The sequence below is a fragment of the Mycobacterium sp. D16R24 genome (assembly GCF_002013385.1).
Lineage (GTDB): Bacteria > Actinomycetota > Actinomycetes > Mycobacteriales > Mycobacteriaceae > Mycobacterium.
In genome coordinates this window covers 133031-151952 of the sequence record NZ_MAEV01000001.1, presented here as the reverse complement: position 1 = coordinate 151952, position 18922 = coordinate 133031, and the positions used below count along the sequence as shown (strand labels likewise).

Here is an 18922-nt window from a genome sequence, read left to right as displayed (position 1 = left end):
TAGACAGATAGCAGCAAGGAAATGCCACCACGACCTAGCGCGGTGCGTTGCCCTCAAGCCGATCGAGCAGCGATTCGAGTGCCTCTTCGAACTCTGTCGCGCTGTGATCCTCGCTGAGCTGCTTCTGCATCCGTTGCAGGTTCGGATAGTTCGACAAACTCCGCAGCGTCTTCTCGGGCAGCTCGTCCTCCACCGGGCTCAACGAGACTCCGCGCGCTGACACCTCCAGCAGGAGCTGGCCCAGCAGGAATGTGGTGTACGCGCGATAGGCGGTCACCGCACCGCGATCGTCGAAGCCGTAGGAGATCAGTGTGTCCAAGAAGGTCTCCATCCACTTCATGCTCCGCAGCGGTGGCCGGACCCACGGAGCCTCCGGTGGCCGAGTCGCCAACGTCGGGAAAAGATGCGGATGCTCGATCGCAATCGCGCGCACCCCGTGCGCAAGTCTGACGAGATAGTCCTGCCAACCATCTTCTTGCCGACGCGCGGCGAGTTGGTCGTCGTAGAGCCTCTCGACCAAGTGGTCGACAATTCCACCGAGCAGGTCCTGGCGGCCGTGGACGTGGCGGTACAAGGCCATCGCCTCGACACCGCAGGCGGAACCAAGCCGCCGCATGGTCAGCTGATCCAACCCGTCACGGTCTACCAGGCCGATCGCGGTATCCAGGATCTCAGCACGCGTCAGCGATCGTGGCCGGCGCCCCTCGGGGTTACCTGCACTTGTTCGGTTTTCCGTCTCTTCCACTGCGTCCGTCACTCCCACTGTGCATTTCTGGGCTCAGGCAATGACGGCGTCGCCGTGGCGGCTTCGCCGTCCACACGACGGTACCTCTGCCAGCTAAACGCCTGGCCAGCACCTATTTGTTTACAAAGTAGTTTACGTAGTACACAACCCTTGCTACGGTGGATTTGTCACCTCACGACGAGGTGACATCGAGCGGTTGCACCGCACACGCGCTGAAAAGGAGCGGACACATGAGCGATGACAACAGGGACAGCGGTATCGAGGCCGGCATCAAGGGCGTCGTCGAGGACGTCAAGGGCAAGGCCAAGGAGGCCTTCGGCAAGCTCACGGACGACGAGTCACTGGAGCGCGAAGGCCAGGCACAGCAGGACAAGGCCGAGGCCCAGCGTGAGGTAGCCGCCAAGGAAGCCGAGGCAGAAAAGGCGCGCGCCGAGGCTGCCGTGCACCAGGCTCGCGAAGACGCCGAGAAGTAGCACAGATCGTCATAGCAGCCCGCCCCCACTCCAACGAGAATCAGGAAACCACAAATGATTTCACCTATGGCCGCTGATGTTGCGGCAGCCCACCTTGGCTTTGGCATCGGCTGGATCGGATGGATCGTCATCGGCGGAATCGCCGGCTGGGTGGCCAGCAAGATCATGGGCACCGACGGCCAGCAAGGGCTCCTGCTCAACATCGTGGTGGGGATCGTGGGCGGGCTGCTAGGCGGATTCCTCCTGAACCTGCTCGACGTCGGCACCTATGGCTTCGGCTGGGTTCTGACCTTCGTCACCGCACTGGCGGGCGCATGCATTCTCTTGTTTCTCGTGCGTCTCGTCAGCGGCCGGCGATGAGTGACAAGAGATTCCAGCAGTCCACAACCGAAGGGGCCTTAGTGATTTCGTCCATATCTAAGAAGCTTGCAGTAGCCGTCGGCATGACTGCGACCATCTCGCTGGCGGGCTGTTCCAGCGTGATCAACCAAGGTGGTGACACCACGTGCAAGGAGTACCTCACCCAGGATGAGAGCACGCAGAACGAGGCCGTCATCAAGATGCTGAAGGACGAGAACCAACAAGACCCCACCGGTCTGCAGTCCACTGCAGCACGGACGTCCGCCTTGGCCTACTGCAAGACGCTCGGCAACGAGAACAGCAAGATCAAAGAGGCCCCCCACATCTAGATCGGAAGTACCGGATGAGAACACGAACAGTTAAGCCCACCAAGGTCTTTGCCGGATGTGCCATCGTGCTCGGCACAGCACTGGCCGGATGCGGCGCCAGCACCGACAACGGACCGACAAGCAGCAGTACGACGACGACCACTACGACAACCACCACGACGACCGTCCCCGCGCCCAGCGGCGCACCGGAAGGCACCCCGGCACCCGGCCCGACCGGTAGCGGCGGACCAGAGGGCGGATCCGGCGCCATCCCCGGCGGCCCGACCGGAGGCGGCGGACCCGGAGGCGGGAGCGGCAGCATCCCGGGCGGTCCCACCGGTGGTGGCGGACCCGAGGGCGGCGGAGGCAATATCCCCGGCGTCGGCGGCGGTCACGGCGGCCCGGGTGGCGGCAGTGGATGCGTCGACAACGTCGGTTGCGTCAGCATCCCGTAAATCACGTTCGGCCGAGCTGCGTCTATCGGAGATCTACTCCGGTAGGCGCAGCTCTGGTTTGTCGACCTCTTCAATGTTGACGTCCTTGAAGGTGATCACGCGCACGTGTTTGACGAAGCGCGCCGGCCGGAACAAGTCCCACACCCAGGCATCGGAAAGCCGCAGCTCGAAGTACACCTCGGAGTCGGTGTTCCGCGGAATCACCTCGACGCTATTGGCCAGGTAAAACCGTCGCTCGGTCTCCACGACGTAGCTGAACTGCCCGACGATGTCCTTGTACTCGCGATACAGCGAGAGTTCCATCTCGGTTTCGTACTTTTCGAGGTCTTCAGCGCTCATAGACTTTCCATTATCCCCCCTGTGCTCGATTCTCTTCGCGCAAGCGGCTCATCAACGAACTTTCCCTGCGCCGCATTGCGCACGTTCACGAACGACTGTCGATGCTGAACTGACGGCCCCAGACGCTGCAACGCCTCGGTATGGACCGCCGTGCTGTACCCCTTGTGCACCGCGAATCCGTATCCGGGGTGATCGGCGTCCATGGCCACCATCACCCGGTCCCGGCTCACCTTCGCCAACACACTGGCCGCAGCGATGCACGCCGCCGAGGCGTCACCGCCGATTACGGGCAGAGAGGGCACCGGCAATCCCGGCACCCGGAATCCGTCGGTCAGCACGTAACCCGGCTTGCGGCCCAGACCTGCGACCGCGCGGCGCATTCCCTCGATGTTGGCCACATGCACACCAATGCGGTCCACCTCTTCGGCCGGCACCGACACCACGTGATATGCCTCGGCATACCGGCAGATGAGGGGAAACAACGTCTCGCGCATCTTCTCGCTGAGTTTCTTCGAGTCATCGAGCGCAGCAAGGCTTTTCCGTTGACTTGAGCCCAGCACGCAGGCGGCTATCACCAACGGCCCCGCACAGGCCCCACGTCCTGCCTCGTCGACACCAGCGACCGGCCCCAAACCCACTCGGTCGAGCGTCAATTCGAGGGTGCGCAATCCGGATGCCTTGCGAATCACCGTGCGTGGCGGCCAGCTGGTAGTCATACCGCTAGGGCTACGTCTGGGGATTCACCGATGTGACGCCGCCCCACCGTCCGGGTGGCCAAGCGATGAATCGCGCCTTGCCGATGACGTTATCCACGGGCACGGTGCCGATGTTCGGGTCTCCGGTGCAGTAGACCCGCTGACGTTCATCCATCCCTGGCCTGGCATCTCGTTCGAGACTCTGGCAGTGCGCACGCGAGTCTCCACTGTGCGTCCGGTTGTCCCCCATCATCCACAGCTTGCCCTCCGGCACCTTGACGGGGCCGAACTGGAAACTCCAGCAGGCGTTGGTGGGGTCGATGTCGCTGCCGGGACCGATGGTCTCCGGATCCAGATACGGCTCGTTGAGTTTCTTGCCGTCAACCGTCAGGCCCGTGTCCCAGCGGCATTCCACGGTCTGTCCCCCGGTAGCGATGACCCGTTTCACCAGGTCGTTCTCGTCGGGGGGGACCACACCGATGAAGGACAGGGCGTTCTGCAGGTATCGGACGGCTGTGTTGTCTGACCGGATCGACCGATAATTGCCGTTCCACTCGGACGGGCCCTTGAACACCACAACGTCACCGGGCTCTGGATTCGAGAATCGGAACACCACCTTGTCGACCATGATCCGATCGCCGGTGCAACCACGGCAGCCGTGCAAAGTCGGCTCCATCGACTCCGATGGAATGAGATACGGGCGGGCGATGAAGTTCTGCGTAATGCAGTAGAGCACCAGGGCGATCAGCAGCAGAACGCCGACCTCTTTGAGCATGCCGGAGCCGCTGTCTTCGTCATCGGATTCGTCTTTGGAGGCTTCCGCCGAGTCCCCGGCGTGCTGCTTCTCGGTATCGTCGCGAACGGTCTCGAACTGCCCGAACGCCGCCCGGGACTCATCCAAGGTCACATCGGAGAAAAGCTTCTCGGCCTGCGGATCCCATGCACTCAGCCCGGTCTCTTCTTCGATGATTTTCGCCAACCGCATCAGATGCTCGATGCGTGAGTCGAAATCCGACGATGTTGCCGCGCCATAGGAAACACCCATACCTACGCCGTCAGGTGCGTAATTCACCTGCGCGGTGGTGATCGAGTCGGTGAGCTCCCACTTGCCGTCCGACCCCTCGAACACGTCGGGGGTATTCATATCGGAAATGAGCCGGGAACGCAGATCCGGCGAATCCTTCAGCGGATGTTCGTTCTCCGAAACGTCCTCGTAGCCTTCAGGAGGATGCTGACGTACAAAGTAGACGTCATAGGACACTATGGACGTCCTCTACCGGGGTCGGGACGTGTCCCGACTCGGTCAGCGCTTCTCCTTGATCTTGGCCTTCTTGCCGCGCAGCTCACGCAGGTAGTACAGCTTGGCGCGACGGACCGCACCACGGGTGACGATCTCGACGTGGTCGATGTTCGGGGAGTGCACCGGGAAGGTGCGCTCGACGCCGACGCCGTAGCTCTCCTTGCGGACGGTGAAGGTGGCGCTCACGCCACCGCCGGTGCGGCGCAGCACGGCACCCTTGAAGACCTGGATGCGCTCCTTGGAGCCCTCGATCACCTTGACGTGCACGTTGACGGTGTCGCCGGGACGGAAGTCAGGCACATCCTGGCGCAGCGAAGCCTGATCGACAAAGTCCAACGTGTTCATCGGTGTACTTCCCTCTTGGTCTCTCGACTCAATCGCGCGGCCGGGTCGCATACGGGGCATGCACCTCGGCCGATCAGTAATTGCTTAGTTCTGTCTGGGTTGTGGCCAAGCGGCAGCAGACAGCTAGTCAATTGTGCCAGACAGGGGCCCTTCCAGTGAAATCGCCCACCCGAGCACCCCTTGGGCAGCGACTATCCAGACAGTACTAGTAAGCTACCGAGACCGGAACACCTGCCACACAGGTAACAAAATCAGAGTCTGACCGCATAGGGGGTCTACGTGATGCGCGGCCAGCACCTCTTCGTGGGCTTGACGCTCACCGCGGTGACCACGCTGACCTCGGGATGTGTGGCATCGGTGCGCAGCGATCCGGCCACCCCGGTGCTGGCGGTCGTGAGCGCCCCCGCCGAACCGGCGCCGGTCTTCGAGGTGGAAAGCCCCCCTTCCTTCGAGACCCTGCCCGAGCGCACCACTGCGGCAACCGCCCAGGCCAAGAGCGCCGGCGCCGTGCTCACCGCGGTGATCAAGGATCGCGCTTCCGGCGCCGTGGTCTCCAACGGCAACAACAGCACCATTGCCATCGCCTCGGTGGCAAAGCTGTTCATCGCCGACGACCTGCTGATGAGGGAATCGACTGGCGACGTCACCCTGACACCCGCAGATCGCATCTCCTTTGACCGGATGCTGCAGTCCTCTGATGACAGCGCAGCCGAGATCTTCTGGCAGCGCGGCGGCGGAAACTCGATCATCACCCGCGTCGCCGCGCGGTACGGGCTTGCCTCCACCAACGTGCCCTCCGACGGCATGTGGTGGAACACCATCAGCACCGCCAACGACCTGGTCCAGTACTACGACATGCTGCTCTCCGGCGCGGGGGGCTTACCTCCCGAGCGCGCGAACATCATCATGGACGACCTTGCCCGCTCGACGCCCAATGGCATCGACGGCTACCCCCAGCGTTTCGGGATTCCGGACGGCATTCCCGGTGAGCCCGTCGCGGTGAAGCAGGGCTGGATGTGTTGTGTCGGATCCGCATGGATGCACCTTTCGACGGGCGTGGTGGGCCCCGATCGGCGATTCATCGTGGTGGTGTCATCCCTGCAGACCGCCAACGATGCGACGGCGCGCAACACGCTAACTCAGGCCGTCGCCGCCATGTTCCCCGGCGGACGAATCGAAGCCGAGTAGGTCAGGGCGCCGCTGCGCCGTCCGATCGCGTGACTGTTCGGCCCGCCAGGCCGCAATCTTGGCGTGATCACCAGAGAGCAGCACCTGCGGTACATCGATCCCCCGCCAACTCGGCGGCCGGGTGTATGACGGCCCCTCCAAGAGCCCGTCGGAGTGTGAATCTTCTTGCGCGGAAAGCGCATTGCCCAGCACGCCGGGAACCAGCCGCAGTACCGCCTCGATGATCACCAGCGCTGCTGATTCCCCGCCATTGAGCACGTAATCCCCGATCGACACCTCGCGCACCCGCATCCGGGTCGCGGCGTCGTCGGCAACCCGCTGATCGATTCCCTCATAGCGTCCACACGCGATCACCAGATGGTCTTCGGTGGACCAGTGCCGGGCGGTCTCCTGCGTGAAGGGATATCCGGCCGGCGTCGGCACCACCAAAAGCGTTTCCGGTGTGCAGATCTCATCCAGCGCATCACCCCAGACGGTCGGCTTCATCACCATGCCGGGCCCACCGCCATAAGGCGAATCATCGACCGACTTATGCACGTCATGTGTCCAGCGCCGCAGATCGTGCACGGCGACATCAACCAGCCCTGCGTCGATGGCCTTGCCAGGCAAGGACTGCCGCACTGGCTGCAGATAGTCCGGGAAGATCGTGATGACGTCTATCTTCATGCCGGGCTTCTCACGACAGGTCCAACAGGCCTTCTGGCGGATCGATCACGATCACCTTGTCCGCCAGGGAGATCGACGTGACGATCGCGGAGACGAACGGCACGAGAATCTCGGGCTGCTTGTCGCTGCTCGGAGGCTTCACCGAAAGGAGCTCACCACCTGGGGTGTGCAACACCTCAGAAACGGTCCCGATGTCCGTACCGTCCTGAGTCCGCACCGTAAGCCCCTCGAGCTGATGGTCGTAGAACTCATCGGGATCCTCGATGGCAGGCAGATCGGCGGTGTTCACCGTGAAAAGGGTGCCGCGCAACGCATCTGCCGCGTCACGATCAGACACTCCGGTAAATCTGATCAGCAGCCGCCCGCTGTGCTCACGCACCGATTCGATGACAAACTCACGGCTGCCGCCACCACGGGGCAGTCGACCGTTCAGCACCGAACCGGCGGCGAAACGTTCGTCTGGATCGTCGGTGCGGATCTCCACCGCCAATTCGCCGGTGACGCCGTGCGCCTTGGCGATACGCCCGACCACAAGCTCCATCGGAGCTACCGGTCTGTATCCACCACGTCGACCCGGATGCCGCGGCCACCAACACCCGCGACCAGGGTGCGCAGCGCAGTGGCGGTACGCCCGCCCCGACCGATCACCTTTCCGAGATCGTCGGGGTGGACGTGAACCTCTACCGTGCGGCCGCGACGATTCGTCACCAGGTCAACGCGTACATCGTCGGGGTTATCGACGATTCCTCGTACCAGATGCTCGACGGCGTCGACCACGACAGAACTCATCCGAGGTCCTATTCGCTTGCGGCGTCAGCAGATTCGGCAGGAGACTCGGCGGCTTCCGCGGCCGGAGCCTCGGCATCGGCGGCCTCAGCCTTCTCGTCTTTCTTGGGGGCCTTCTTCTTTTTCTGCTGAATGGCCTCGCCAGTGGGGGCGCCGTCGGCCTCGGCCAGGGCGGCGTTGAACAGCTCCAGCTTGCTGGGCTTGGGCTCCTTGACCTTCAGGGTTCCCTCGGCGCCCGGGAGGCCCTTGAACTTCTGCCAGTCACCGGTGATCTTCAGCAGAGCCAACACCGGGTCGGTCGGCTGCGCGCCAACGGACAGCCAGTGCTGCGCGCGCTCGGAGTCGATCTCGATGAGGCTGGGCTCTTCCTTCGGGTGGTACCGGCCGATCACCTCGATGGCGCGACCTTCACGGCGGGTGCGCGCATCGGCGACCTGGATGCGGTACTGCGGGTTGCGGATCTTCCCGAGGCGGGTGAGCTTGATCTTGACAGCCATGACTACAACTTCTCCTTGAGGTATCACGCGGCAATTCGGCGATACGTGCGGACATGCACGATCCGGTTTTGCCTCGCGTGGGTCTGACCGCCGACGGCTGGCGATGAGCGCTTACGCGAAGAGCATCAACACTGCCGTGCAACGGACGGTTTGCCATTGTGCCAGAGCATGGCCTACCTGCCCAAATCTCACCGGCGGGCCTAGACCAACCTGTTGAAGCACTTCGTCTCGACGCGCCGCGTCAGCCGCCAGCCGTGCCGTGTCCGCACCACCGTGTCGTCGTACCAAAGCCCAAGGAAAAGCACCTGTTCGGTGTCCCCGCCCGGAACCATCGGGTTGAAACACAAGCTGCGCACGGTGGCCGAGCTCCGCTCAGCGCCGCCTTCGGAGTCGAAGCGGATCGAGATGTTTCCCAGCATGTGTGCGTACATCGGGAACGCCGGCAGCACCTGCGCCAACCACGCCTTGACGTCCGGATAGTCGCCATCGACGCCACCCATCGCGCGGTAGTCGATGTACGCGTCATTCGTGAACACCTCGTCCAGATCGTCGAACTGACGGGTGTCGATGGCGGTCGCGTAATCGACCAACAGCTGCTGGATCTGCAGGCGGTCGGAAACTTCGTCGAGGGTCCAAGCGGATGTCATAGCTTGTGAGCATGCCCACTCGGACCGAAATCATCACGCAATTCGTCCCGAACTCCCCGCTGTGTCAGCATCTCGGCATCGCCCTGACCGAAATCGGCAGCGATCGCGCGGTGCTGAACATGCCATTCAAGCCCCAGCTGGCAACCATGGGCCACACCGTGCACGGCGGCGCGATCGCGACCCTCGCCGACACCGCGGCTATGGCGGCGGCGTGGGCCGACGATGCGGTACCCGAAAAGCTCGGTGGCTCAACGGCTTCGTTAACCGTCAATTACGTCGCTGCCGCCGACGCCGCCGACCTCACCGCGGTGGGCCAGGTGGTCCGCCGCGGCAAGCGGCTCTCCCATATCGAGGTCACCGTGTCCGATGCCGCCGGCCGGGTGATTGCAAAGGCCTTGGCCACCTACAACTTCGCTTAGGCGGCTCCAAGCTCGTCGCTGGCCAGCAGCTTCCGAACGCGGGGAATGACCTCGGTGCCGTACAACTCGACGTTCTGCATGCCCAGCCCTGGCTGCGCGGCCTGGTACACCATGCTGAACCGGTCAGCACCGAGACCGCGAATGGTCTTGGCCATCTTGGCCGCCACGGTGTCGGGCGAACCGACATACAGCGAGCCGGACTTCACTTCGGCCAGATACTCCTCGTAACGCGGGGGCTGCCAGCCACGTTCACGCCCGATGGTGGTGCGCAATTCCCGGAATCCCGGCCAGTACTGCGCGATCGCCTCCTCATCGGATTCGGCGATATGCCCGGGACTGTGAATGCCCAACGGCATCGGCTCGGTGACTCCGAGCTGGTCCTGCGCACGCCGGTAGAGGTCCACGTAGGGCTCGAATCGCATGGGATTGCCGCCGATGATCGCCAGGATCATCGGTATGCGATACCGCACGCTACGAACCACCGATTCCGGCGATCCGCCCACACCCACCCATGCCCGCAGACCATCGGCTGTTTTCGGGAACACATCCACGCCGTCCAACGACGATCGCAGCTTCCCCGACCAGGTCACCGGATCGCCCGGCAGCAGCTTGGCCAAGAGATCGAACTTCTCCTCGAAGAGTTCGTCGTAGTCGGCCAGGTCGTATCCGAACAGCGGAAAGGAATCCGTGAACGATCCCCGACCGAGCACGACCTCAGCACGGCCATTCGAGATGCCGTCGAGGGTCGCGAACCGCTGATACACCCGCACCGGGTCGTCGGTGCTGAGCACTGTGACGGCGGTCGCGAGCGTGATCCGCTCGGTACGGGCGGCAATCGCGGCCAGCATCATCTCCGGGGACTCCCCAACAAATTCAGTGCGGTGATGCTCCCCGATGGCAAAGATGTCAACGCCGACCTCGTCGGCACGCACCCCTTCCTCCACCACGGCACGGATTGCTTCCGGATTGGTCATCCCCGCGGGGACGTCGGCGAAGGTGTCCAAACCCAACTTCACTTCATTCGTCATAATGACATAAACGGACCGCAGTCCGGTTATGTTCCCGATACTCGCCGCGCTAGTGTCGGAGCCGATGTCTTCCTTGCCGCCGCCCCTTGGCTACCGCGTATTCGCCGTGCTCAGCGCCCTGTTTCTCGCCCTCACGATCCCCGGCCTGGCCCACGCGGATACGGCTGCACCGCCACCTGAGGGTCCGGCGCAGGCATGGTTGGTCGCAGATCTGGACTCCGGCCAGATCCTCGCCGCCCGCGACCCGTACGCCACGCATGCACCCGCGAGCACCATCAAGGTTCTCCTGGCCCTGGTGGCACTCGACGAGTTGCCCCTGGACGCCACCGTGGTCGCAGATGCCGCCGACTCCCACGCCGAATGCAATTGCGTCGGTATCAAGGCCGGACAGGTCTACACCACCCACGATCTGCTCGCGGGCGCGCTGCTGGAATCCGGTAACGACGCCGCCAACACGCTCGCCCACATGCTGGGCGGCCGCGAGGTGGCCGTCGAGAAGATGAACGCGAAGGCAGCGGCGCTCGGTGCGACCGGGACACACACCGCCTCCCCCTCCGGGCTCGACGCACCGGGCATGGACATGCGTACCACCCCACACGATCTGGCCGTCATCTTCCGTGCGGCACTGGCCAATCCGGTGTTCGCGGAGATCACCCACCAGCCGGCGGCCGACTTCCCCGGTCGCGTCCTGCACAACCAGAACGAGCTGATGTATCGCTATCCGGGAGTGATCGGCGGTAAGACGGGCTTCACCGATATCGCCCGCAAGACCTACGTTGTGGCCGCCGAGCGCGACGGCAAGCGACTCGTCGTGGTGATGATGTACGGCCTGGTGCACGAGGGCGGCCCGACCTACTGGGATCAAGCCGCCAGCCTCTTCGACTGGGGCTTCGCCAACGACGGTCAGGTCACCGTCGGTTCGCTTTAAGCCTTGGAATTGAGCACCTGAAGCACTGTTTCGCCCGCGCGCACCCGGCACATGGCAATCGCCAGCGCGACGGCGTCCTTGGGTGAGATCTGGGCCACCGCATTGCCACCCGCGGCCGCTTCCTGAACCGCCGCCAACTTTCCGGCGTCATCCATCGTGTTGAAGTCCCCGCAGAGAGTGTCGGCGTGAGCAGTTGCCGGAATCGCAACCGACAGAACCAACACGGTCACCAAAACCCCCACGGTTCGCATGGCCGAACTCTAGCGAATCTGACCGCGCAGCACGACGAGATCAGGTCGCGACAGCACATGCGGACCGGTGCGCGGGTCTTCGTGATATCCGACAAGATCGGCGGGTGCGCCGTGCTCCAGTCCCGGCCGCCCCAGCCATTCCCGTGCCCGCCACGACGCCGCACCCAGCGCATCGGTGGGGCTCATGCCAATGCGTGTGAGCGCCGCGACCTCATCGGAGATGCGACCGTGTGCAATTCCGCCGCCGGCATCGGTGCCCGCGTAGATCGGCACTCCGGCGTCATACGCGTTCCCGAAGGTCGTGTGCAGCCCTGCGTACAGGTCGCGCATGTGTTGGGCGTAGACCGGGTACTTCGCCGCGGAGTCGGCGATTCCAGGGAAGTTCTCGATGTTGATGACGGTCGGAACGAGCGCGGTGCCGTGCTCGACCATCAGGGCGATGGTGTCATCGGTGAGTCCGGTGCCGTGCTCGATGCAGTCGATCCCGGCGCGAATCAAACCGGGCAGCGCGTCCTCACCGAAGACGTGCGCGGTGACGCGCGCGCCGTGGGCATGCGCGGCCTCAATGGCCTGTTCGAGAATCTGGTCCGACCACAGTGGCGCCAGGTCGCCGACGGAGCGATCGATCCAGTCCCCCACCAACTTCACCCAGCCGTCGCCCCAACGCGCTTGCAGGGCCACGGCTTCCGGAAGCTGCGATTCGTCCTCGATATCGATGGGTAATCCGGGGATGTAGCGTTTGGGCTTGGCCAGGTGCCTGCCCGCGCGGATGATGCGCGGCAGGTCTTCTCGCTCGTCGAAACTGCGGGTGTCCACCGGGGATCCTGCATCGCGCAACAGCAGTGCGCCCACATCACGCTCGGCTTCGGCCTGCGTAACCGCCTCTTCCAGCGAGGTGGGGCCGTGCGGCCCGACACCGACATGACAGTGCGCGTCGACAAGTCCGGGCAGCAGCCAGCCGCCGTCGAAGATGGTGTCGGCACCCGAGATCGGTTCGCGGCTTATGACGCCGTCGTACACCCACAGATCGATCTGCTCTTCGGACGGAAGAGTTCGGCCCCGCAGGTGCAAGCGCATCGGCTCAGTTCTTGGGGAACTTCAGCTTCGAGATGTCGATATCGGCCAGACCGGGTGGCAATTCGCCGAGGCCCTCCGGCATCCCGGAGAGATCGGGGAATCCGGCCGGCATGCCCGGAGGCATCCCCGGGAATCCGCCCCGAATCTTCGGCTGTGTCGGACCCCGTGAGCCCTTCTTGCCCTTTTTGGCGTTCTTGGCGCCCTTGCGGTTGCTCTTGCGACTGATGGCGCCCATACCCATCCGACCCGCCATCGACGCCATCATCTTGCGCGCCTCGAAGAAGCGGTCCACAAGCTGATTGACCTCCGAGACCGCGACCCCGGAACCGTTGGCTATCCGCAGTCGCCGCGAGGCGTTGATGATCTTCGGGTCGGTTCGCTCGGCGGGTGTCATCCCGCGAATGATGGCCTGCACCCTGTCGAGCTGCTTGTCGTCGACGGCGGCCAACGCATCCTTCATCTGGCCGGCGCCGGGCAGCATGCCCAGCAAGTTGCCGATGGGTCCCATCTTGCGGATCGCGAGCATCTGCTCCAGGAAGTCCTCGAGCGTGAGCTCTCCCGAGGTGATCTTCTCGGCGGCGGCCAGGGACTGTTCGGCATCGAAATGCTGTTCGGCCTGCTCGATGAGGGACAGCAGGTCGCCCATGCCCAGGATGCGGCTAGCCATCCGATCGGGGTGGAAGACGTCGAAGTCCTCCAGCTTTTCGCCGGTCGACGCGAACAGGATCGGGGTGCCGGTGATCTCACGCACCGAGAGGGCGGCACCACCGCGGGCGTCGCCGTCGAGCTTGGTCAAGACCACACCGGTGAATCCGACACCCGCGCGGAACGCCTCGGCGGTGCTCACCGCGTCCTGACCGATCATGGCGTCGAGGACGAAGAGCACCTCGTCGGGGTCGACGGCGTCACGGATGCGTGCCGCCTGGTCCATCAGTTCGGCATCGATACCGAGACGGCCGGCGGTGTCGACGAGCACCACATCGAAGTGCTGAGCCTTGGCGTGTGCGAGACCGTCGCGGGCCACCGCGACCGGATCGCCGACAAGTGAGCCGACCTCTAACCCGCCGGGCGCGGCACCCGGGTGCGGTGCGTAGACGGCGACTCCGGCGCGCTCTCCAACCACCTGCAGCTGGTTCACCGCGCCGGGGCGCTGCAGGTCGCAGGCCACGAGAAGTGGCGTATGCCCTTGTCCCTTAAGCCATTTCGCGAGTTTACCGGCAAGGGTCGTCTTACCGGCACCTTGCAGACCGGCGAGCATGACAACGGTCGGCGGGGTCTTGGCGAAGGCCAGCTGACGGGTTTCCCCGCCGAGGATGCCGATCAGCTCCTCGTTGACGATCTTGACGACCTGCTGCGCCGGGTTCAGCGCACCGGAAACCTCGGCTCCGTTGGCGCGTTCCTTGATGCGACCGATGAAGGTACGCACGACGGGCAGCGCGACATCGGCCTCCAGCAGCGCCAGCCGGATGGTCCGGCAGGTCGCCTCGATATCGGCGTCGGACAGACGTCCCTTACCCCGTAGGCCAGCAAGGGCATCGGTCAACCGGTCAGACAGCGATTCAAACACGTCGACCAGCCTAGCTGGCGGCCCCTTCGGCTCCTGCGCCTTACCCGACGGCCGGAGGTTGCGGGCGCAGTCGCGGAATGAGGATGCCGACGAGACCGCGCAGGCTCCACCCTATGAGGCTGAGGTAGTCGATGCTGTCCTGCCAGAAGACGACTTTGTCATCGACGAACTTCATGGTGGCCTTGATCCGGAACCGGACCCACAATGGCCCCAGCTTGGCGATGTCGACGCGGTCGCTGATCACTTCGTTGCCCTGCTCGACGACGCTGAGCGGCGACACGGTGAGCCCGGAGACACACGCCTGGAAGCCGCGCGCCAACGCAGGTCTGAGATTCTCCTTGCCCTTGATCTTCGGAACGGGTGCGAGCACGTGCTCGACGTCGTCCGAGAAGAACATCAGATAGCCGTCGAGATCCAGCTCCGCCATCGTGGCGAAGGCGTCTTTCACAAGCTCTACGCGTGTCTGCGCGCCCGGCGTGTGCCCACCGCACTTTCGATCCTCAAGAAATGCCATGCCCCGACAATCCCCTGTGACCTGCTGCCATCACTATCCTCAGCGCTGCCAACCACTGCCACACCGCTTGTGTGAGCTAGCTGGCCGCCTTCTTCGGCTCGGGCGCCGCCGCCGGCAGCACCGAGGCGATGGCCGCCTCCAGCACCGCTTGCTCCGGCCCGGTGCTCAGACAGAAGGTGTCGACCACCGAGGAACCCAGCGTGTTGACTCTGGCCCACGCGATATCCACGCCGTGCCGCTCCAGGGTCGCGGTGATGCGCGCCAGCAGCCCGGGTGCATCGGAGGTGCGGATCTCCACGATCTGCTGATCAGCGTTGCCGGCCGGCTCGAACCAACGGATGCGCGGCGGCGCGGGCGCGTAATTGGTGGGGACCGCAGGTGTCGCATCCCCCACGAGGCCGGTTCCGAACTGCGCGGACTCGCGTTCGCGCTCGTCGAGTGCCGCGATGATGTCGGTATCGCCGTCCAGAGCCGAGATCAGCTGCTGACGCAGCAGACCGGCCGCCGGAGGCGAACCGAACCGCGGTGAAACCTCGAAAGTGTTGATGGCCGATCCGGCATGGCTCGCCACCGAGGCCGAGTACACGCGCAGTGAGTTCAGCGAGAGCACCCCGGCGGCCTTGGACAGCAGCCCGCGCTGATCGGGCGCGATCATGCTCACGGTGTACATATGGGGCGATCCCGCGGGCAGCAGCCGTACCTGTACTCCCCCATCGGTTGCCAACGAAAGTAATTCCGGGTCAATAGGATCGGGTTCGGGAAGCTGTTCACCGCGCATCACCATCCGGCATTTGCGCACCAGCTCCCCGATCAGCGACGACTTCCAATCGCCCCACACCCCGGGGCCGGTAGCCAGCGAGTCCGCCTCGGCGAGCTGTTGCAGCAGCTCCAGGAGCAGTAGATCACCGCCGAGCGTGTTGACCACGGTCTCAATGGTTTCCGGGTCGGCGAGGTCACGCCGGGTCGCGGTGTTGGGCAGCAGCAGGTGATAGCGCACCATCTTGGACAGCAGCTCAACGTCGGAGGGCCACAGACCCAGCCGGGTGCCGATCTGCACGGCCAGATCCGCGCCGACGACGCTGTGATCACCGCCGCGGCCCTTGCCGATGTCGTGCACCAGCGCACCGAGAATCAGTAGATCGGGTCGAGAGACTCTGGTGGTGAACGCGCTCGCCTGCGCGACCGTCTCGACCAGATGCCTATCCACGGTCCAGATGTGCACGATATCGCGCGGCGGCAGGTCTCGCACCGGGCCCCACTCGGGGAAAAGCCTGCCCCACAACCCGGTTCGATCCAGTGCCTCGATGGTGGCCACCGCATGACGACCGGCCTCCAGGAGCACCAGCAGATCCTTGAGCGCCTCCCGAGGCCATGGTGCACGAAGTTCGGGAGCGGATTCGGCAAGACGACCCAAGGTGGACGCGGAGATCGGTAAGCCGGTGGTCGCCGACGCCGCTGCCACACGCAAGATCAGCGACGGGTCACGCTCCGGGCGGGCGTCACGTGCAAGCACCACCTCGCCGGCATGCTCCACCACCCCTTCGTCGATCGGACGTCGGACCGTGCGCCGCAGCACCGAAATACCCCGTCGTGGAATTGCATTGGCGGCTACCCGCAGCCCGACATCCACCGAGTAACTGATGGTGCGGGCCGCGTCGGACAGCATCCTGGCCAGGTCGAACCGATCGCCAACACGCAGCGCCGCACCGATTTCGTCGGCGAACTGAGCCAGCAGCTGATCGCGCTCTCGCCCGGCGACCCGATGTAATTCGGTGCGGACATCCAGGATGACCGAATGTGCGCCGTCAAACGACTTCGCCAGACCGCTGTCGGTGAGCTGAGCAATGGCCAACGCGCGCAATAGCTGAACATCACGCAGACCGCCGCGGCCGGACTTCAGATCCGGCTCGGCCCGGTGTGCGATCTCGCCGCTGCGCCGCCATCGCGCTTGCGTGTATTCGATCAGTTCGTCGAGTCGAGTCCGGATCTGCGAACGCCATTGCTGGCGGACGCCGCCGATCATCAGGCTGGACAGCTGCGCATCCCCGGCGATGTGCCTGGCATCGAGCAGCGACAGCGCCGCTGACATCTCCTGCCCGGCGACATGCAAGGTGTCGGCGACCGTGCGGACACTGTGATCGAGCCGAATATTGGCGTCCCACAACGGATACCACAAGCCGTCGGCGACCTCACTGAGAGTCTCCGGCGCGATGTTCTCGTCGTGCAGGAGCACCAGATCCAGATCCGAGTGCGGCAGCATCTCGCGTCGCCCCAGGCCGCCGAGTGCCACGATGGCGAATCCACTGGAGTCGGTGATGCCGACCTCGGCGGCCTTGGTCGTCAGCCACAGCTCATTGAGGTCGGTCATCGCCTCACGAATCGCACCGGCGTTGAGCCGGCCGCTCTCACCGAGCAGCTGCGCCCTGGCGGCCACGAGGTCCGTTGCGGCGCCCATGTGATTACCGTCCTAAGCGGTTAGAGGGCCCTAGCCCTACAAAGCGTCGGTCCCCCGCTCGCCGGTGCGTACCCGCACCACCGAGTCAACCGGGCTCACCCATACCTTGCCGTCGCCGATCTTGCCGGTGCGTGCGGCGGTCACGATGACCTCCACCACCTTGTCGACGGCGCTGTCGTCCACCACTACTTCGACACGAACCTTCGGCACGAAGTCCACCGAGTACTCGGCGCCGCGGTACACCTCGGTGTGACCCTTCTGCCGGCCGTAGCCCTGCACCTCGCTGACCGTCATGCCGAGGATGCCGGCCTGCTCCAGACCAGTCTTGACATCTTCCAGCGTGAACGGTTTGACGATCGCGGTGACCAGCTTCATGTCCCTCATTCCTCCCTGCCGCTGCTGTGGCGGCCGATGACCGAACCACTTCCCAGTGCGACAAAGTCGTATGCGCCTTCAGCGTGTTGGGATTCGTCGGCGCCTGCCGCCTCTCCCTCGTCGCTGATGCGCAGGCCAATGGTGTACTTCACGATGACAGCAACGATAGCGGTGCCTATCGCCGAATAGAGCAGAACCGCCCCCGCGCCAACGGCTTGGCGCCACAGCTGTTCTAGTCCACCGCCATAGAACAGACCGGCCACAGCCGCGCCGGTCTGGGGCGCGGCGAACAAACCGATGAGCAAGGTGCCGACAATACCGCCGACAAGGTGCACACCGACAACGTCGAGCGAATCATCAAATCCCAGCTTGTACTTCAAACCCACCGCCAAAGCGCACAGAATGCCGGCGATGACGCCGATAGCAAGAGCGCCAAGCACATTCACCGAGGAGCACGACGGCGTGATGGCCACCAGGCCGGCCACGATTCCCGAGGCCGCACCCAGTGAGGTGGCGTGCCCATCACGGATGCGCTCAGTGAGTAGCCAGCCGAGCATCGCCGCGCCGGTGGCCACGGTGGTGGTCACAAACGTCGAGCCCGCCAAACCGTTGGAGCTCGTTGCCGACCCGGCGTTGAACCCATACCAACCGAACCACAGCAGACCGGCACCAAGCATCACGAACGGCAGATTGTGCGGGCGCATCGGCGTACCGGGCCAGCCCTTGCGTTTGCCCAAGATCAGCGCCAGCACCAGACCCGCGGTACCGGCATTGATATGCACCGCGGTACCACCGGCGAAGTCGATTGCCTTGAGCTGGTTGGCAATCCAACCGCCCTTCTCGGCGGCCGCGCCATCGAATGCGAAAACCCAATGCGCCACCGGGAAGTACACGACGGTGACCCACAGGCCCGCGAACAGCAGCCAGGAACCGAACTTCAACCGATCGGCCACCGCACCGGAGATCAGAGCAACGGTGATGATCGCGAACATCAACTGGAAAGCCACGAACACCGTGGCCGGAATGCTACCCACCAACGGGATGTTGACCGCAGCGACCGCATCAACGGCATTGGCCGGGTCGGCCGCCACCGCCTCGGCCCCATTGCCGCCGATCAGACCCTTGAGCCCGAAGAATTGCGTCGGGTTACCGAACAGGCCCGACACGTCGTTTCCGAACGCCAGCGAGTACCCGTAAAGCACCCAGAGCACCGTCACCAGACCCATCGCACTGATGCTCATCATGATCATGTTGAGCACGTTCTTCGCGCGGACCATGCCGCCGTAGAAGAAGGCCAGACCAGGTGTCATCAATAACACCAGCGCGGCGCTGGCCAGCATCCACGCAGTGTCCCCAGTATTCGGGACACCCATTGTTGGGAAACCATCCACTAGCGGCATTCCTCTCGGGGATCTTGAAGCTTGAACTCTGCCCATGCAGAGTGCGCAGCGGATGTTTCCGAGAGGGCGCGCGTGTGTTTCGCGTCTGTTACCGGTTTGGGCGG

The 18922-nt window shown here is 64.2% G+C and carries 24 protein-coding genes and 1 pseudogene; 7 read left to right on the top strand and 18 right to left on the bottom strand.

The features are described from left to right. Positions 1 to 34: 34 nt before the first annotated feature. Positions 35 to 745, bottom strand: coding sequence for a TetR/AcrR family transcriptional regulator C-terminal domain-containing protein (locus B4383_RS00740; protein ID WP_078287820.1), 711 nt, complete (start codon positions 743 to 745; stop codon positions 35 to 37). A 230-nt stretch (positions 746 to 975) separates the two neighbouring features. On the opposite strand from B4383_RS00740, the gene B4383_RS00735 reads away from it, so the two are divergent. Genes B4383_RS00735 through B4383_RS00720 form a run of 4 tightly spaced genes read left to right on the top strand, consistent with a single transcriptional unit; the run spans position 976 to position 2341 of the window. After that, positions 976 to 1218 carry a CsbD family protein gene (locus B4383_RS00735; RefSeq protein ID WP_078287541.1) on the top strand — a complete coding sequence of 81 codons (243 nt, stop codon included), beginning with the start codon at positions 976 to 978 and terminating at the stop codon, positions 1216 to 1218. 54 nt (positions 1219 to 1272) lie between these two features. Next, entirely contained in the window at positions 1273 to 1578 is a 306-nt protein-coding gene (locus tag B4383_RS00730; protein ID WP_078287540.1) for a GlsB/YeaQ/YmgE family stress response membrane protein, read from the top strand. 41 nt (positions 1579 to 1619) lie between these two features. Then, positions 1620 to 1907 (top strand): hypothetical protein, encoded by a 288-nt coding sequence (locus B4383_RS00725; RefSeq protein ID WP_078287819.1) that lies wholly within the window; start codon positions 1620 to 1622, stop codon positions 1905 to 1907. Positions 1908 to 1921: 14 nt separating this feature from the next. Then, the gene (locus B4383_RS00720) at positions 1922 to 2341 is read left to right on the top strand and encodes a hypothetical protein (protein ID WP_078287539.1); all 420 of its coding nucleotides are present in this window, start codon (positions 1922 to 1924) and stop codon (positions 2339 to 2341) included. 33 nt (positions 2342 to 2374) lie between these two features. On the opposite strand, the gene B4383_RS00715 is transcribed toward B4383_RS00720, so the two are convergent. Genes B4383_RS00715 through rplS form a run of 4 tightly spaced genes read right to left on the bottom strand, consistent with a single transcriptional unit; the run spans position 2375 to position 5020 of the window. Beyond that, positions 2375 to 2680, bottom strand: a complete 306-nt coding sequence (locus B4383_RS00715) for a DUF2469 domain-containing protein (RefSeq protein WP_005056986.1) — start codon at positions 2678 to 2680, stop codon at positions 2375 to 2377. Continuing rightward, on the bottom strand, positions 2677 to 3396 hold the full coding sequence (locus B4383_RS00710; protein ID WP_078287538.1) for a ribonuclease HII: 720 nt from the start codon (positions 3394 to 3396) through the stop codon (positions 2677 to 2679). Before B4383_RS00710 ends, B4383_RS00715 begins: the two co-directional genes overlap by 4 nt. A gap of 10 nt (positions 3397 to 3406) precedes the next feature. Next, positions 3407 to 4636, bottom strand: coding sequence for a signal peptidase I (gene lepB / locus B4383_RS00705; RefSeq protein WP_078287537.1), 1230 nt, complete (start codon positions 4634 to 4636; stop codon positions 3407 to 3409). 42 nt (positions 4637 to 4678) lie between these two features. After that, positions 4679 to 5020: a 50S ribosomal protein L19 gene (gene rplS, locus B4383_RS00700; protein ID WP_078287536.1), complete on the bottom strand. Its 342-nt coding sequence runs from the start codon at positions 5018 to 5020 to the stop codon at positions 4679 to 4681. Positions 5021 to 5302: 282 nt separating this feature from the next. Here rplS and B4383_RS00695 point away from each other — a divergent pair, with 282 nt between their 5' ends. Continuing rightward, a complete protein-coding gene (locus B4383_RS00695) occupies positions 5303 to 6208 on the top strand; it encodes a hypothetical protein (RefSeq protein WP_078287535.1) in 906 nt (301 codons plus the stop codon). On the opposite strand, the gene trmD is transcribed toward B4383_RS00695, so the two are convergent. The 5 genes from trmD to B4383_RS00670 all read right to left on the bottom strand — a co-directional run bounded on the left by trmD (position 6155) and on the right by B4383_RS00670 (position 8804). Beyond that, positions 6155 to 6817 (bottom strand): tRNA (guanosine(37)-N1)-methyltransferase TrmD, encoded by a 663-nt coding sequence (trmD, locus tag B4383_RS00690; RefSeq protein ID WP_353615621.1) that lies wholly within the window; start codon positions 6815 to 6817, stop codon positions 6155 to 6157. The two genes, B4383_RS00695 and trmD, sit on opposite strands and share 54 nt — an antisense overlap. Positions 6818 to 6884: 67 nt before the next feature. Next, complete coding sequence (gene rimM / locus B4383_RS00685; protein WP_078287533.1) at positions 6885 to 7415, bottom strand: ribosome maturation factor RimM; 531 nt, start codon at positions 7413 to 7415, stop codon at positions 6885 to 6887. Between the two features lie 5 nt (positions 7416 to 7420). Further along, positions 7421 to 7663, bottom strand: coding sequence for an RNA-binding protein (locus B4383_RS00680; protein WP_005081564.1), 243 nt, complete (start codon positions 7661 to 7663; stop codon positions 7421 to 7423). An 8-nt stretch (positions 7664 to 7671) separates the two neighbouring features. Further along, positions 7672 to 8157: a 30S ribosomal protein S16 gene (rpsP, locus tag B4383_RS00675; RefSeq protein WP_078287532.1), complete on the bottom strand. Its 486-nt coding sequence runs from the start codon at positions 8155 to 8157 to the stop codon at positions 7672 to 7674. 200 nt (positions 8158 to 8357) lie between these two features. After that, entirely contained in the window at positions 8358 to 8804 is a 447-nt protein-coding gene (locus B4383_RS00670; protein WP_078287531.1) for a nuclear transport factor 2 family protein, read from the bottom strand. A gap of 11 nt (positions 8805 to 8815) precedes the next feature. Here B4383_RS00670 and B4383_RS00665 point away from each other — a divergent pair, with 11 nt between their 5' ends. Beyond that, the gene (locus B4383_RS00665; RefSeq protein WP_078287530.1) at positions 8816 to 9223 is read left to right on the top strand and encodes a PaaI family thioesterase; all 408 of its coding nucleotides are present in this window, start codon (positions 8816 to 8818) and stop codon (positions 9221 to 9223) included. On the opposite strand, the gene B4383_RS00660 is transcribed toward B4383_RS00665, so the two are convergent. After that, the gene (locus B4383_RS00660; protein ID WP_078287818.1) at positions 9220 to 10239 is read right to left on the bottom strand and encodes an LLM class flavin-dependent oxidoreductase; all 1020 of its coding nucleotides are present in this window, start codon (positions 10237 to 10239) and stop codon (positions 9220 to 9222) included. The two genes, B4383_RS00665 and B4383_RS00660, sit on opposite strands and share 4 nt — an antisense overlap. Positions 10240 to 10303: 64 nt before the next feature. Here B4383_RS00660 and B4383_RS00655 point away from each other — a divergent pair, with 64 nt between their 5' ends. After that, complete coding sequence (locus tag B4383_RS00655) at positions 10304 to 11179, top strand: D-alanyl-D-alanine carboxypeptidase family protein (RefSeq protein WP_139360470.1); 876 nt, start codon at positions 10304 to 10306, stop codon at positions 11177 to 11179. Here B4383_RS00655 and B4383_RS00650 read toward each other — a convergent pair. The 7 genes and pseudogenes from B4383_RS00650 to B4383_RS00620 form a co-directional block, all read right to left on the bottom strand. Further along, complete coding sequence (locus tag B4383_RS00650) at positions 11176 to 11430, bottom strand: hypothetical protein (protein WP_078287529.1); 255 nt, start codon at positions 11428 to 11430, stop codon at positions 11176 to 11178. The genes B4383_RS00655 and B4383_RS00650 overlap by 4 nt on opposite strands. A 9-nt stretch (positions 11431 to 11439) precedes the next feature. Further along, the gene (locus tag B4383_RS00645) at positions 11440 to 12507 is read right to left on the bottom strand and encodes an amidohydrolase family protein (RefSeq protein ID WP_078287528.1); all 1068 of its coding nucleotides are present in this window, start codon (positions 12505 to 12507) and stop codon (positions 11440 to 11442) included. A gap of 4 nt (positions 12508 to 12511) precedes the next feature. After that, positions 12512 to 14074, bottom strand: coding sequence for a signal recognition particle protein (ffh, locus tag B4383_RS00640; RefSeq protein WP_078287527.1), 1563 nt, complete (start codon positions 14072 to 14074; stop codon positions 12512 to 12514). A 40-nt stretch (positions 14075 to 14114) separates the two neighbouring features. Then, complete coding sequence (locus tag B4383_RS00635) at positions 14115 to 14588, bottom strand: limonene-1,2-epoxide hydrolase family protein (protein ID WP_078287526.1); 474 nt, start codon at positions 14586 to 14588, stop codon at positions 14115 to 14117. 76 nt (positions 14589 to 14664) lie between these two features. Then, positions 14665 to 17043 (bottom strand): [protein-PII] uridylyltransferase, encoded by a 2379-nt coding sequence (locus tag B4383_RS00630; protein WP_078287525.1) that lies wholly within the window; start codon positions 17041 to 17043, stop codon positions 14665 to 14667. A gap of 36 nt (positions 17044 to 17079) precedes the next feature. Further along, the gene (locus B4383_RS00625) at positions 17080 to 17418 is read right to left on the bottom strand and encodes a P-II family nitrogen regulator (RefSeq protein WP_078287524.1); all 339 of its coding nucleotides are present in this window, start codon (positions 17416 to 17418) and stop codon (positions 17080 to 17082) included. A gap of 24 nt (positions 17419 to 17442) precedes the next feature. Further along, a pseudogene (locus B4383_RS00620) lies at positions 17443 to 18809 on the bottom strand (ammonium transporter); the annotation flags it as partial. Between the last annotated feature and the right edge of the window lie 113 nt (positions 18810 to 18922).

What these genes read in the sequence shown, in the direction of transcription:
- B4383_RS00680 (WP_005081564.1), bottom strand. Translation starts at nt 7,663, where the DNA reads ATGAGTTCTGTCGTGGTCGACGCCGTCGAGCATCTGGTACGAGGAATC.
- B4383_RS00710 (WP_078287538.1), bottom strand. Translation starts at nt 3,396, where the DNA reads ATGACTACCAGCTGGCCGCCACGCACGGTGATTCGCAAGGCATCCGGA.
- B4383_RS00635 (WP_078287526.1), bottom strand. Translation starts at nt 14,588, where the DNA reads ATGGCATTTCTTGAGGATCGAAAGTGCGGTGGGCACACGCCGGGCGCG.
- rplS (WP_078287536.1), bottom strand. Translation starts at nt 5,020, where the DNA reads ATGAACACGTTGGACTTTGTCGATCAGGCTTCGCTGCGCCAGGATGTG.
- rimM (WP_078287533.1), bottom strand. Translation starts at nt 7,415, where the DNA reads ATGGAGCTTGTGGTCGGGCGTATCGCCAAGGCGCACGGCGTCACCGGC.
- B4383_RS00695 (WP_078287535.1), top strand. Translation starts at nt 5,303, where the DNA reads ATGCGCGGCCAGCACCTCTTCGTGGGCTTGACGCTCACCGCGGTGACC.
- B4383_RS00625 (WP_078287524.1), bottom strand. Translation starts at nt 17,418, where the DNA reads ATGAAGCTGGTCACCGCGATCGTCAAACCGTTCACGCTGGAAGATGTC.
- B4383_RS00650 (WP_078287529.1), bottom strand. Translation starts at nt 11,430, where the DNA reads ATGCGAACCGTGGGGGTTTTGGTGACCGTGTTGGTTCTGTCGGTTGCG.
- B4383_RS00730 (WP_078287540.1), top strand. Translation starts at nt 1,273, where the DNA reads ATGATTTCACCTATGGCCGCTGATGTTGCGGCAGCCCACCTTGGCTTT.
- rpsP (WP_078287532.1), bottom strand. Translation starts at nt 8,157, where the DNA reads ATGGCTGTCAAGATCAAGCTCACCCGCCTCGGGAAGATCCGCAACCCG.
- B4383_RS00735 (WP_078287541.1), top strand. Translation starts at nt 976, where the DNA reads ATGAGCGATGACAACAGGGACAGCGGTATCGAGGCCGGCATCAAGGGC.
- B4383_RS00665 (WP_078287530.1), top strand. Translation starts at nt 8,816, where the DNA reads ATGCCCACTCGGACCGAAATCATCACGCAATTCGTCCCGAACTCCCCG.
- B4383_RS00715 (WP_005056986.1), bottom strand. Translation starts at nt 2,680, where the DNA reads ATGAGCGCTGAAGACCTCGAAAAGTACGAAACCGAGATGGAACTCTCG.
- B4383_RS00645 (WP_078287528.1), bottom strand. Translation starts at nt 12,507, where the DNA reads ATGCGCTTGCACCTGCGGGGCCGAACTCTTCCGTCCGAAGAGCAGATC.
- B4383_RS00670 (WP_078287531.1), bottom strand. Translation starts at nt 8,804, where the DNA reads ATGACATCCGCTTGGACCCTCGACGAAGTTTCCGACCGCCTGCAGATC.
- B4383_RS00630 (WP_078287525.1), bottom strand. Translation starts at nt 17,043, where the DNA reads ATGGGCGCCGCAACGGACCTCGTGGCCGCCAGGGCGCAGCTGCTCGGT.
- B4383_RS00720 (WP_078287539.1), top strand. Translation starts at nt 1,922, where the DNA reads ATGAGAACACGAACAGTTAAGCCCACCAAGGTCTTTGCCGGATGTGCC.